Below are 12763 nucleotides of genomic sequence, written 5' to 3'. Positions count from 1 at the left end.
CCCGCCCCCACGCCCGCCACGGCGACCGCCACCGCCGCGGCCGGTCCCGACACCGGCCCCTTCACCCGCCCCCGCTCGCGGCGCCCCGACCGCCGCCGCTGGCAGGACGGCCCCACCCCGGCGAGCCTCGCCGACCTCCTCGCGCTCACCCGGGAGGTCGCCGACGAGGTCGACGCCGGCCGCCACGACGTCGCCGTCGATCCCGTCCGCCGCTGGTCGCGGCGCCTGCACGCCGACGAGCACCTCGACGTCTGGCTGATCTCCTGGGCCACCGAACAGGCCGCCGAGCTGCACGACCACGGCGGCTCGCTCGGCGCGCTGACCGTCGTGCGCGGCGCCCTGACCGAGTGGCGCTGGACGCCCGGCAGCGAGGACGACGGCACCTGCGCGGCCGAGGAGATCGCCGCCCGCGGGCCCGGGCTGCGCCGCCGCGTCGTCGACCCGGGCCGCAGCGTCGCGTTCGGCCTCGGCCACGTGCACGACGTCAGCAACCGTGCCCTGGAGACCGCCGTCAGCGTCCACGCGTACTCGCCGCCGCTGTCGGCGATGTCGTACTACGCGGTCGAGGGCGGCGTCCTGCGCCGCACGCGCTCGGAGCTGGTCGCCCCGGGAGAGTGGCCGGAGTGAGCGGGACCGACGGTCCGGCTCCGCTGCGCTCCGCGTCCGGTGTCGACGACCTCCTCGCCGCCGCCCGGGCCCGCCTGCACCGCCTCGCGCCGGACGAGGCCGCGGCTGCGGTGGCGGACGGCGCACGGCTGGTCGACATCCGGCCCGGCTGGCAGCGCCTCGACGAGGGCACGGTGCCCGGCGCGCTCGTCATCGAGCGCAACCACCTGGAGTGGCGCCTCGACCCGACCTCGGAGGCGCGGATCGCCGAGGTCACCGACCACGACCAGCAGTGGATCGTGCTGTGCTCCGAGGGCTACACGTCGTCGCTCGCCGCGGCGGCCCTCCAGGACCTCGGGCTGCACCGCGCCACCGACGTCGCCGGCGGCTTCCGCGCCTGGTCCGCGGCGGGGCTCCCCACCGCACCGGGATCGGACGAACGTCCCGACTACGCACGTCGCTCTGGCCCGTCACACGGTGAGGGGCGATGATCCGGGCGTGACCGCGCCCGAGACCTGGATCACCCCGCTCACGCCGCTGGCGTTCCTGCGCCGCTCCGCCGACGTCTACCCGGACAAGGTCGCCATCGTCCACGGCACCGAGCGCACGACGTACGCGCAGTTCGCCGCGCAGGCCCAGCGCCTCGCCCGCGGGCTGCGCGCGAGCGGCGTCGGGCCCGGCGACCGCGTGGCGTGCCTGCTGCCCAACGTGCCGGCGATGCTCGTCGCCCACTTCGGGGTGCCGCTCGCGGGTGCGGTGCTCGTCGCCGTCAACACGCGCCTGTCGAGCGAGGAGGTGCGCTACATCCTCGACCACTCCGGGTCGACCGTGCTGGTGGTCGACTCGGCCCTGCGCCGCACCGTCGAGCCGATCGCGGACTCGCTGGAGACGGTGCGCGAGGTCGTCACGCTCGTCGACCCGCAGGGCCCGGACGCGGGCACGTCGGTCGAGGGCCCGACCTGGGACGACCTGCTCGCCCGCGGGGAGGGAGGCGACGACCTGCCCTGGGAGGTCGACGACGAGCGCTCCACGATCAGCATCAACTACACCAGCGGCACCACCGGGCGCCCCAAGGGCGTGCAGTACCACCACCGCGGCGCGTACCTGAACTCGTTCGGCGAGATCGTGCACAGCTACCACGACCCGTCGAGCGTCTACCTCTGGACGCTGCCGATGTTCCACTGCAACGGCTGGTGCACGCCGTGGGCGATCACGGCGATCGGCGGCACCCACGTCTGCCTGCGCGAGGTCCGCGGCGACGCGATCTGGCGCCTCATCGGCGAGCACCGCGTCACCCACCTCAACGGCGCCCCGACCGTCGTCACGACGATCATGAACGCGGCCGAGGCGCGGACGCTGGACTACGCGCTGGTGGTCACCACCGCCGGCGCGCCGCCGAGCCCGACCACCATTCTCGAGATGGAGGAGATGGGCTTCCGGATCGTCCACGTCTACGGGCTCACCGAGACCTACGGGCCCTACTCGGTGTGCCAGTGGCAGGAGGAGTGGCGCGGGCTCGAGGAGCACGCGCGGGCGAAGCTGCAGGCGCGCCAGGGCGTCGGGATGCTGCAGACCGAGCCGCTGCGGGTGGTCGAGGTCCTCCCCGACGACGTCACCGACTGGGCGTCGGTCGAGCTCGTCGACGTCCCCGCCGACGCGACGACCATGGGCGAGATCGTCATGCGCGGCAACAACGTCATGTCGGGCTACTACCGGGACCCCGACGCGACCGCGAAGGCGTTCGCCGGCGGCTGGTACCACTCCGGCGACCTCGGCGTCATGCACCCCGACGGCTACGTCGAGCTGCGCGACCGGGCCAAGGACGTCGTCATCTCCGGCGGCGAGAACATCTCCACCGTCGAGGTCGAGCAGGCCGTGCTCTCGCACCCGGCGGTGCTCGAGGCCGCCGTGGTCGGCGTGCCCGACGACCGCTTCGGCGAGCGCCCCAAGGCGTTCGTCGTCCTGCGCCAGGGCGAGTCCGCGGAGCCCGACGACATCGTCGAGCACGTCAAGGGCGTCATCGCCCGGTACAAGGCGCCGCGGGACGTCGAGCTCGTCGCCGAGCTGCCCAAGACCTCGACCGGGAAGATCCAGAAGTTCGAGCTCCGCGCCAAGGAGTGGGGCGACAGCGAGACGCGCATCCGCGGCTGAGCGTGTCAGCGAAGTGCCGTCGCTGACACCCAGTGTCCGTATCGGTACTTCGATCACCGGTACGTCGGCCACCGCCGTTCGCCGCGGACCCGGCGTCACCCAGCGCGCTCCGGGCATGGCGGGGGCCGGTGACGGGAAGGGCACCGGCACGGCGGAGGATGTCCGCCGGTCTTCACACCCGAGGAGCGAGGACGCGTGAGCGAGGAGTCGGTCGAACGGGGCGAGGCCGTCCTGGACAACGACATGACGGCGCTGGACACCGAGCCGGCCGTGGTCATGGACGAGGACCGCATGGGCGCGGACCCGCTCGAGGACGGCATGGACGCGCCCGAGGGGTACAGCCGTGACGTGCGCCTGGGCGGCACCCAGGAGTGGGAGGAGACCTCACCGAGCATCGACTACCGCCTGCCGCAGGAGGAGCCCGAGCCGACGGTCGAGCAGCCGCCGGACCGTCCGCTCGCGGCCACGCCGATCGACGAGCTCGACGAGTCCGTCGACGACCCGGCGAACGCGGTCGACGGCGTCGGGGGCGGTGTCGTGCTCGACGCCGACGGGGCCGACGGGGCCACCGCCGGCGAGGTGCTCGCCGACGAGCGGCACGAGGTCGAGCTCGGCGTCTCGTCCGCCGTCGACGGCGTGGAGCCGACGGGCCTGCCGAGCGACGACGCGATCGGTGAGGTCGCGGCCATCGACAACGAGCCGGGCACCGTGGAGGAGCAGGCGCTGCGCGTGGAGCAGGAGCACTGAGCGCCGGGGGGACGGCGCGCCCGGCCGTGCCGCGCCGCGTGGTGGTGGCCGCCGGGGCCGTGGCGGCCGTCCTCGTGGTGCTGCTGGCCGGGGCCCTGATGGCCGGCTGGCGCCCCTTCACCGCCGAGCCGGACGTCCTGACGTTCGGGCCGGACGGCGACCTCCGGGCGTTCACGCTGTTCGAGGGGCAGTGCGCGCGCGGGCAGGTCGCCTCCGGCGACGGGTTCGGCCCGGCCGCCGACGAGCAGTGCGGCAACCCGCACGACGTCGAGGTGGTCGCGACGGTCGCGCCGATCGGCGAGGGCCGCCCGGTGTCCTACCCCGGCGAGGCCGAGCTCGCGGCGTTCGGGCGCGCGTACTGCGCGCTCTACGTCGACTCGGACCTCCTGGTGCCCAGCGCCGGCGGCGTCGACCGCGACGACCTGCGCATGACGGCCGTCGTGCCGAGCCGCGCGGCGTTCGCCGACCCGCAGTCCACGGGGCCGGTGTCGGGCGGGCGCCAGGTCAGCTGCCTCGTCTCGCGGGATGACGGAGAGCAGCTGACCGATCGCTTCTCCGTGATCTGAACGGGCCAGCAGGTGTGGTGCACGTGAGGTATTGCCTCATGTGGGTGTGATCGCGACCATAGGCGGCCATGAGCACCCTTCCCGCCGGAGTGGACCGCAGGACGCTCAAACGCAAGGCGGTGGTCGCGAGCACGGTCGGCACCACCATCGAGTGGTACGACTTCTTCCTCTACAACACCGCGGCCGCGCTGGTGTTCGGGCCGCTGTTCTTCGCCAACGACGAGGTCGGTGGCGTCCTGCTGGCGTTCTCGACCCAGTTCGTGGGGTTCGCGGCGCGGCCGATCGGCGCGGCGATCTTCGGGCACTACGGCGACCGCATCGGGCGCAAGCAGAGCCTGGTGGCGACGTTGCTGATCATGGGTGGCGCGACGGTGCTCATCGGGTGTCTGCCCACCTACGAGACCATCGGGCTGGCCGCACCGATCCTCCTGACGCTGCTGCGGGTCCTGCAGGGCATCGGTGTCGGCGGCGAGTGGGGCGGCGCGGTGCTCATGGCCATGGAGTGGGGCCACCGCCGCCAGCGCGGCCTCATGGCCGCGTGGCCGCAGGCGGGGGTGCCGATCGGGCTGGCGAGCGGCACGGCCGTCGTCTACTTCTTCTCCGGCCCGGAGTTCCTCGAGTGGGGCTGGCGGGTGCCGTTCATCGCCAGCATCGTCCTCATCGGCGTCGGGCTGTGGATCCGGCTCACCGTCCTCGAGTCCCCCGCGTTCGCGCAGGTCAAGTCGTCGGGGAAGGTCACGAAGCTGCCGCTGGCCGAGACGCTGCGCACCCAGTGGCGCGACGTGCTCAAGGCCCTGCTCGTCCGGACCGCCGAGCAGGCACCGTTCTACCTGTTCACCTCGTTCGTGCTGGTGTACGGCACCCAGCAGCTCGAGCTCGCGCGCGGCGACCTGCTGCTCTACCTCATCGTCGCCGCGTGCATCGGCATCGTCAGCGTGCCGTTCTTCGGTTGGCTCTCCGACCGGGTCGGCCGGCGGCTGGTCTACGGCGCGGGCGTGGTGCTGACCGGGCTCTACGCGTTCCCGTACTTCTGGCTGCTGGACACGCGTGTCGGTGGGCTGGTGCTGCTCGGGATGATCCTCGGCCTGGTGTTCCACGACATGATGTACGGGCCGCAGGCGGCGTTGATCTCCGAGAGCTTCGGCACCGGCATCCGCTACACCGGTGCCGGGCTGGGCTACCAGCTGGCCTCCATCACCGCGGGTGGGCCGGCGCCGCTGATCGCCACGGCGATCCTGGCGGGGACGGGGTCGAGCACCTGGATCTCGATCTACATCATCATCTGTGCCGTGGTGTCGCTGGCGGCGTTGCTGACGATGCACCCGCGCGATCCGGCGCTCGACGAGGCGGACGACGCGTCGGAGGACGACGCCGGCCAGGGCGCGGCCCGGGGAGCCGCGCGGGCGTAGCGCGCGGCATCCTGGAGGGCGATGCCCATCCGCCCGCTGACCCCCGCCGCCCTCGCCGACGAGCTCGTCGCCGCGATCGAGCGCGCCGGGCCGGGGCACGTCCGGGTGCTCGTCGACGGTGCCCCGCCGGCGCGCCCGGAGGTGCTGGCCGACGCGCTGGTCGACCCGTTGCGGGTGCGCTCGCGGCCGGTGGTGCGGGTGTCGGCGTGGGACTTCCTGCGCCCGGCGTCGGTGCGTCTCGAGCGCGGGCGCACCGACCCGGACGCGTTCTACGACGACTGGCTCGACGAGGGCGCCCTGATCCGCGAGGTGCTCGCGCCCCTCGGGCCCGGCGGGCGCGGCGAGGTCCTGCCGCGGCTGTGGGACGTCGCCGTCGACCGGGCCGCGCGCGCGTCGCGGGTGGCGCTGCCCCCGGCGGGCGTGGTGGTGGTCGACGGGCCGCTGCTGCTCGGCCGGGGCCTGCCCGCCGAGCTCAGCGTGCACCTGGCCCTGTCGGCGACGGTGCTGCAGCGCCGCACCCCCGCCGACGAGGCCTGGACCCTGCCCGCCTACGCGCGCTACGACGACGAGGTCGACCCGGTCGCCGTCGCCGACCTCGTCGTCCGCGCCGACCACCCCGACCGCCCGGCCCTCCAGACCGCCTGATCCTGCGCCCGCAGCGCGAAGCCCGGGTAGCCGGCCTGCGCCTCGGCGTCGCACATCGCGCGGTAGCGGGCGAACCCGCCGGCGTAGGGCAGGAACACGCGCGGCTTGCCCGGCACGTTCGCGCCGAGGTACCAGGAGCTCGCGGCCTGCGGCAGCAGCGTCGCGTCGGCGGCCTCGCGGACGTGCTCGGCCCAGCGCGCCTGCGCCTCGGGGGTCGGCTCGGCGTCGAGGTCGTGGGCGCGCAGGTGCCCGAGGAGGTCGGCGATCCAGTCGACGTGCTGCTCGATGGAGGTCGGCATGTTCGTCAGCACCGACGGGCTGCCGGGCCCGGTGATCGTGAACAGGTTCGGGAAGCCCGCGACGCCCAGCCCCAGGTAGGTCGCCGCGCCCTCGGCCCAGGCGTCGGTGAGCGCCACGCCGCCGGTGCCCCGCAGGCCGAGGCGCAGCAGCGGGCCGGACAGGGCGTCGAACCCGGTGGCGAACACCAGCACGTCGAGCGGGTGCTCCGCGCCCGAGGCCAGGCGCACCCCGTCCGGCGTGATCGCCGCGATCGGGTCGGCGCGCACGTCGACCAGCGACACGTCCTCCCGGTTGTAGGTCGCGAAGTAGTCGGTGTCGATCGGCGGGCGCTTGGTGGCGAACGGGTGGTCGCGCGGGCTGAGGGCCTCGGCGGTGGCCGCGTCGTCGACCGTCTCGCGGATCTTCGAGCGGATGAACTCCGACGCCGTCTCGTTGACCGCCGGGTCGGTGAGCACGTCGCGCACCGCCGCGCGGAACCGCAGCCCGCCGCGCTCCCACGCCCGCTCGAACAGGGCGCGGCGCTCGCGCTCGGGCAGGGCGAGGACGTCGACGTCGCTCACGACGAACGGGTGGCCGTTGGTGGAGGCCTGCTGGAGCTCGCGGATCGCGGCGTAGTCGTCCTTGTAGCCCGCCGCCTCGGCCGCCGAGAGCGGGGCGTTGCGGGCCGGGATGCTGTAGTTCGCCGTGCGCTGGAACACCGTCAGGTGCCCGGCCGCCGCGGCGAGCACCGGGATGGCCTGGATCCCGGTGGACCCGGTGCCGACGACCCCGACCCGCCGGGCGGCGACGTCGACGCCCTCGTGCGGCCACTGTCCGGTGTGGTGCCACTCGCCGGCGAAGGACTCCAGCCCTGGGATGTCGGGGACGTTCGCCGACGACAGGCAGCCGACGGCGGTGACGAGCCACCGGCAGGTCCAGGTGCCGCGGTCGGTCTCGACGACCCAGCGGTCGGCGGCCTCGTCGCGGTGGGCGCCGACGACGCGCGTCGAGAAGGAGATGTCGCGGCGCAGGTCGAAGCGGTCGGCCACGTGCTCGAGGTAGGAGAGGATCTCGGCCTGGCCGGGGTAGCGCTCGGTCCAGTCCCACTCCTGCTCGAGCTCGCGGGAGAACGAGTAGCAGTAGTAGTAGCTCTCGGAGTCGCACCGCGCGCCCGGGTACCGGTTCCAGTACCAGGTGCCGCCCACACCGTCGGCGGCCTCGAGTCCGCGCACGGCGAAGCCCCGCTCGCGCAGGCGGTGGATCGCGTAGAGGCCGGCGAAGCCGGCCCCGACGACGAGGACCTCGTGATCGCGGAGGACGGGATCGTCGGCCACGCTCACGAGTGTCGGCGGTCACCGTCCGCGGTACAACCGCACGGAGCGCGTCACTCCGTGCTCGCGTGGGCCTCCCGAAAGCGTGCCCAGACGTCCGGGCGGAGCCGTCCGCGGTCCGGCACGTCGATCCCGGCCGAGCGGGCCCAGGCCCGCACCTGCGCGGTCGAGGGCTGCGGCGCGTCGCCGGCCGCGAGCTCGGACGCCGCGCCCGCCATCCGGAGCCCGATGGCCTGCTCGTCGTGCGCCCAGGCCAGCGCCGCTGCGAGGAAGCGGTAGGTCCACTCCTCGGCGAGCGGGCGGGTCTCGGCGAAGACGATGGGCACGCCGGGCCACCGCACCTGCAGCTCGGCCAGCGAGTCGGCCACCCGGGCCGGCCGGACGTGGCGCTGCGCGAAGACCTGCGACCAGCGGTCCTCCACGACCACCGCCGCGCGGGGGAGCGCCGCGAGCTCCCCGAGCGCGAACCGCAACCGGCCGTTCGCGATGCTCGAGACGAGGTCGGGCAGCGACTTGCGCTCCACCGAGGCGACCAGCGTGTCGTCGAGGAGGACGCCGTAGTCCCCGGCGGGCAGGGCGCGCCGCGCCGTCCGGGTCTGCTGGGACGCGAAGCGGTAGGGGTAGCGCTCGTGGGCGTCGACGACGATCTCGAGCTCGTCGACGCCGGGTGCCCGCGCCGTCGGCGTCCGGACCTGCGGCCGCGCCTGCTTGCGCGTCCGCGGCGACTGCCAGAACACCATGTCCCGCCCGCGTCCCCGGGTGTAGACGATCTGCGAGCGGTTCTCGCGGCCCCGGTCGACCACCACGTCGATGGCGGCGCCGCGACGTGCGCATGACCGGAGCGCGACGCGCTCCACGACGTCGAGGTCGTCCCCGGCCGGCCACTCGCCGAGGTCGGCCGGGTGGCAGTACAGGGCCTTGGTGCGCGGCCACGTGTCCGAGGTGCGGAACAGCAGGCCCTCGCCGACCGGGAGCCACAGCAGGTAGCGCAGCGACGAGTCCGGGTCGGGGTTGCGGGCGATGACGAGCTCCGCCACGTCCCGGACCCTAGCGCCGTCGGGTCACCGCACCGCGCAGCCCGGGTTGAGCACACCCTCGGGGTCGAGCGCCGCCCGGATCCGACGGACGGCCTCGAGCGCGGCGGGGTCGCCGAAGGTCTCGAGCGCGTGGGCCTTCGCCCGCCCGACGCCGTGCTCGCCCGACACCGCGCCGCCCAGCGCGATGCCGGCGGCGAAGACGTCGTGCAGCGTCGCCCCGAGCCGCTCCGGGTCGGGCTGGAACACCGCGAGGTGCACGTTGCCGTCGCCGGCGTGCCCGCAGCCCAGCACCCGCGCGCCGTGCGCGTCGCCGGCCGCCCGGGCCCGCGCGAGGAACGCGGCCATGGCCGAGCGGGGCACGACGAGGTCGACGATCTCGTCGGCGCCCGCGGCCTTCACCGCCCAGAACGCGCCCTCCCGCGCCTCGACGAGCCGGCGCGCCGAGCCCGCGGGCAGGTCGAACACGTCCGCGGCGCCGAGCGTGCCCAGGACGTCGGCGAGCTCCTCGGCGTCCTCGTCCACCCGTTCCTGGCGCCGTCCGGCCAGCTCGACGAGCAGGTGGTCGGCGTCGACGAGGTCCTCGGGCAGGCCGAGGGAGAGGTCGGCGGCGGCGCAGACCGCGCGCATCGTCGGGCCGTCGAGGTACTCGCAGATCGTCGGCGCGAGGCCGGCGGCGAGGACGCGCCCGACGGCGGCGGTCACGGCGTCGGCGGACGGGAACGGCGCGAGCACCGTGCGCCGCGCCGGCAGGTGGGGGTGCAGGCGGACGATCACCTCGGTGACCAGCGCGAGCGTGCCTTCCGAGCCGACGAGCAGCTGGGTGAGGTCGTAGCCCGAGGAGATCTTCGCGAGCCGCCCGCCGGTGCGCACGACCGACCCGTCGGCGAGCACCGCCTCCAGCCCGAGCACGTGCGACCGCGTCACGCCGTAGCGCACGGCGCGCATGCCGCCGGCGTTGGTGGCGACCGTGCCGCCCAGCGACGCCGACTGCTCACCCGGGTGCACGGGGTAGGTCAGGCCGTGCTCGCGCGCGGCGGCGTCGAGGACGGTGAGGGGGACGCCGGGCTGGACGACGGCGACGGCCTCGACCGGGTCGACCTCGAGGACCCGGTCCATCCGCGCGAACGACACGAGCACGGCGCCGTCGTCGGGCGTGGCCGCGCCCGAGAGCCCGGTGCCCGCCCCGCGCGCCGTCACCGACATCCCCGCGGCCCGCGCGGCGCGCACGACGGCCGCCACCTCGTCCCGGTCGGCGGGCCACACCACCCACGCCGGCTTGCCCGCGGGCACGCCCAGCGCCTCGTCGGCGCAGAGGTCCGCGACCGACGGGTCGTCGCCCGCCACGACGTGCGCGGCACCGACGGCCGCGACGAGCTCTTCGACCATTCCCGAGTCCTAGCACGCCCGCTACGCTCACGGACCAGTTGTGGAATGCAATCAGTGTGGAGGTGCGGCGGTGGGGCGGCTGATCTATTCGATGATGACCACGCTCGACGGCTACGTCGAGGACGAGCAGGGCGACTTCGGGTGGGGCGTGCCCGAGGACGAGGAGCTGCACCGCTACGCCGAGGAGATCACCCGGTCCGTGCGGACGTACCTCTACGGGCGGCGCATGTACGAGACGATGGTGTTCTGGGAGACCGCGCACGACCTCCCGGACGCGCCGCCGTTCGTCGTCGAGTTCGCGAAGACATGGCAGGCGGCCGACAAGATCGTCTACTCGCGCACGCTCGAGACCGTGTCCAGCGAGCGCACCCGTCTCGTGCGCGAGTTCGACCCCGCCGCCGTGCGGGAGCTCAAGGGGCACGACGGCGACCTCACCGTCGACGGCCCGGAGCTCGCCGCCGCGGCCCTGCGGGCGGGGCTGGTCGACGAGGTCGGTCCGATCGTCCTGCCGGTCGTCGTCGGCGGGGGCAAGCCGTTCCTGCCCCCGGGCCTGCGCCTGCTCCTCGAGCTGGCCGACGAGCGGCGGTTCGCGAAGGGCGCCGTGCACCTGCGCTACCGCGTGCAGGCCTGACTACCGCCAGCGCGCCGCCTTCTCCTCCGCGCGCACGATCCGCATGACGGCCTGGATCAGCCCGAGGTGGGTGAACGCCTGCGGGAAGTTGCCCAGGTGCCGCCCGGTGTGCGGGTCGATCTCCTCGGCGTAGAGCTGCAGCGACGAGGCGTAGGAGAGCAGCTTCTCGCACAGCGAGCGCGCCCGGTCGAGCTCGCCGATCGTCGCCAGCGCCGAGACCAGCGCGAACGAGCAGATCGTGAACGTGCCCTCCTCGCCCTGCAGGCCGTCGTCGGTGGCCTCGACGCGGTAGCGCAGGACGAGGTCGTCGCTGGAGAGCTCGTCGGCGATGGCGAGCACGGTCGCGCGGCAGCGGGGGTCGTCAGGAGCGAGGAAGCCGACGATCGGCACGAGCAGCAGCGACGCGTCGAGGGCGTCGGTGCCGTAGTGCTGGCAGAGCACGCCGCGCCCGTCGACGGCGCGCGCCAGCACGTCCTCGCGGATCTCCTCGGCCGCCCCGATCCAGCGGTCGCGGCGCTTGTCGTCCCCGCGCAGCGCGGCCAGCCGGGCGCCGCGGTCGGCCGCGAGCCAGCACGTCACCTTCGACGTCGTGAAGTGCTGCGGCTCGCCGCGGACCTCCCACGGCCCGCGGTCGGGGTCGCGCCAGTGCTCCAGCGCGGCCTCGACCTGGGTGACGACGATGCCCCAGAGCCGGTCGTCGAGACGGTCGCGGCTGCGGACGTACTGGTAGATCGCGCCGACCGCCGCACCCCAGACGTCGTGCTGGGCCTGGTGGTAGGCGCCGTTGCCGATCCGGACGGGACGCGCGCCCTCGTAGCCGTCGAGGTGCCCGAGCACCTCCTCGTCGAGCCGCGCGCGGCCGTCGACGCCGTACATGATCTGCAGGTGCCCGCCGGCGGACTCCGCGGCCTCGGCGACGAACGCGAAGAAGTCGTTGGCCTCCCAGTCGAAGCCCAGCGCGTAGAGCGCCCAGAGCGCGAGCGCCGAGTCGCGGATCCAGGAGTAGCGGTAGTCCCAGTTCCGCTCGCCGCCGGGCGTCTCGGGCAGCGAGGTCGTCGCGGCCGCGGCGATCGCGCCGGTCGGGGCGAACGTCAGGCCCTTGAGGGTGAGCGCGCTGCGCTGCACGTAGGACAGCCAGCGGTGGTCGGGGAAGTCGCCGCGGTCGAGCCAGTGACGCCAGTGGTGCTCGGTCCAGGTCAGGCGCTCCAGGGCGTCGTCGACGGTCGCGGGCGGCGCGTGCTCGCTCCACGAGAGGGCGGCGAACCGCCACTCGCCCTCCTTGACCAGCGTGCGCGACACCGCGGAGCCGGCCTCGAAGCCGACGTTGGTGTCGGTGGTCAGGGTCAGCGTGGTGCCGTCGGGGCCCGTGGTGCGCGCCGACCGGTAGTCGTCGCCGGGATAGGTCCAGGTCGCGGCGGCGCGGCCGTAGTCGAACACCGGCGCGCAGTCCATGCGCAGCTGGACCTGCCCGGACACGCAGCGCGCCAGGCGCAGTAGGACGTGGTCGGCGTCGTAGTCGGTGGGGGCGCGGCGGTGGCTGTGCGAGCGCTCGGTCTCGTGGTGCCAGGGCCCGATGAGCAGGACGTCGAGCACCTGCAGCCAGCCGGTGCGGGTGCACCAGGTCGTCTCCAGCACCATCGTCCCGGGCACGTAGCGCCGGGCGGCGGGCACCTCGACCCCGTCGGGCGCGAGGCGGAAGGTGCCGGCGTCGCGGTCGAGGACGGCGCCGAAGACGCTCGGCGAGTCCATCCGGGGCAGGCACAGCCACTCCACCGCGCCGCCCGGCGCGACGAGCGCGGTCGTCTCGCAGTCGGAGAGGAACCCGTAGTCGGCGATGGGCGGGAACGGGCTGCGCCCCAGGTCGAGCGGGTGCGGGGGCGTCACGGGGTGCGCGCTCACACCACGGGAGTGTGACGGACCGAGCGATGATCCCGCTGCTGGCGGCGCCCACCAGCGTGACGGGCCCGCCCGTTAG

At 74.5% G+C, this 12763-nt stretch carries 12 protein-coding genes; 8 read left to right on the top strand and 4 right to left on the bottom strand.

The window, feature by feature from the left end; all coding sequences use genetic code 11:
- From PGB27_RS21310 to PGB27_RS21280, 7 genes are all read left to right on the top strand, one after another.
- The coding region (locus PGB27_RS21310; RefSeq protein ID WP_274202407.1) for a cysteine dioxygenase at positions 1-627 on the top strand (627 nt) is incomplete at its 5' end.
- Complete coding sequence (locus PGB27_RS21305; protein WP_332843851.1) at positions 624-1097, top strand: rhodanese-like domain-containing protein; 474 nt, start codon at positions 624-626, stop codon at positions 1095-1097. The genes PGB27_RS21310 and PGB27_RS21305, both read left to right, overlap by 4 nt.
- A gap of 7 nt (positions 1098-1104) precedes the next feature.
- Positions 1105-2757 (top strand): acyl--CoA ligase family protein, encoded by a 1653-nt coding sequence (locus PGB27_RS21300; RefSeq protein ID WP_274202406.1) that lies wholly within the window; start codon positions 1105-1107, stop codon positions 2755-2757.
- 195 nt (positions 2758-2952) lie between these two features.
- On the top strand, positions 2953-3504 hold the full coding sequence (locus PGB27_RS21295) for a hypothetical protein (RefSeq protein WP_274202405.1): 552 nt from the start codon (positions 2953-2955) through the stop codon (positions 3502-3504).
- A 26-nt stretch (positions 3505-3530) separates the two neighbouring features.
- Positions 3531-4070: a hypothetical protein gene (locus PGB27_RS21290; RefSeq protein WP_274202404.1), complete on the top strand. Its 540-nt coding sequence runs from the start codon at positions 3531-3533 to the stop codon at positions 4068-4070.
- Positions 4071-4138: 68 nt separating this feature from the next.
- Complete coding sequence (locus PGB27_RS21285; RefSeq protein ID WP_274202403.1) at positions 4139-5479, top strand: MFS transporter; 1341 nt, start codon at positions 4139-4141, stop codon at positions 5477-5479.
- A gap of 21 nt (positions 5480-5500) precedes the next feature.
- The gene (locus tag PGB27_RS21280) at positions 5501-6124 is read left to right on the top strand and encodes a nucleoside/nucleotide kinase family protein (protein WP_274202402.1); all 624 of its coding nucleotides are present in this window, start codon (positions 5501-5503) and stop codon (positions 6122-6124) included.
- Here the strand turns inward: PGB27_RS21280 and PGB27_RS21275 are convergent.
- From PGB27_RS21275 to PGB27_RS21265, 3 genes are read right to left on the bottom strand one after another with little or no spacing between them, the layout of a single operon-like run.
- The gene (locus tag PGB27_RS21275; protein ID WP_274202401.1) at positions 6037-7737 is read right to left on the bottom strand and encodes a flavin-containing monooxygenase; all 1701 of its coding nucleotides are present in this window, start codon (positions 7735-7737) and stop codon (positions 6037-6039) included. The genes PGB27_RS21280 and PGB27_RS21275 overlap by 88 nt on opposite strands.
- A gap of 50 nt (positions 7738-7787) precedes the next feature.
- The gene (locus tag PGB27_RS21270) at positions 7788-8771 is read right to left on the bottom strand and encodes an ERCC4 domain-containing protein (RefSeq protein ID WP_274202400.1); all 984 of its coding nucleotides are present in this window, start codon (positions 8769-8771) and stop codon (positions 7788-7790) included.
- Positions 8772-8795: 24 nt separating this feature from the next.
- Complete coding sequence (locus tag PGB27_RS21265) at positions 8796-10157, bottom strand: FAD-binding oxidoreductase (protein ID WP_274202399.1); 1362 nt, start codon at positions 10155-10157, stop codon at positions 8796-8798.
- Positions 10158-10227: 70 nt separating this feature from the next.
- Between PGB27_RS21265 and PGB27_RS21260 the strand changes: the two genes are divergently transcribed.
- Positions 10228-10788, top strand: coding sequence for a dihydrofolate reductase family protein (locus PGB27_RS21260; protein ID WP_274202398.1), 561 nt, complete (start codon positions 10228-10230; stop codon positions 10786-10788).
- On the opposite strand, the gene PGB27_RS21255 is transcribed toward PGB27_RS21260, so the two are convergent.
- A complete protein-coding gene (locus PGB27_RS21255; RefSeq protein ID WP_274202397.1) occupies positions 10789-12687 on the bottom strand; it encodes a glycoside hydrolase family 15 protein in 1899 nt (632 codons plus the stop codon).
- Positions 12688-12763 lie beyond the last annotated feature (76 nt).

The sequence above is a fragment of the Actinomycetospora lemnae genome, from assembly GCF_028737315.1.
In the GTDB taxonomy this organism is placed as follows: domain Bacteria; phylum Actinomycetota; class Actinomycetes; order Mycobacteriales; family Pseudonocardiaceae; genus Actinomycetospora; species Actinomycetospora lemnae.
This window is presented reverse-complemented; position numbering and strand designations above follow the sequence as displayed.

Coding starts and splice junctions, on each gene's coding strand:
- PGB27_RS21285 (WP_274202403.1), top strand. CDS start 4,139: ATGAGCACCCTTCCCGCCGGAGTGGACCGCAGGACGCTCAAACGCAAG.
- PGB27_RS21280 (WP_274202402.1), top strand. CDS start 5,501: ATGCCCATCCGCCCGCTGACCCCCGCCGCCCTCGCCGACGAGCTCGTC.
- PGB27_RS21265 (WP_274202399.1), bottom strand. CDS start 10,157: ATGGTCGAAGAGCTCGTCGCGGCCGTCGGTGCCGCGCACGTCGTGGCG.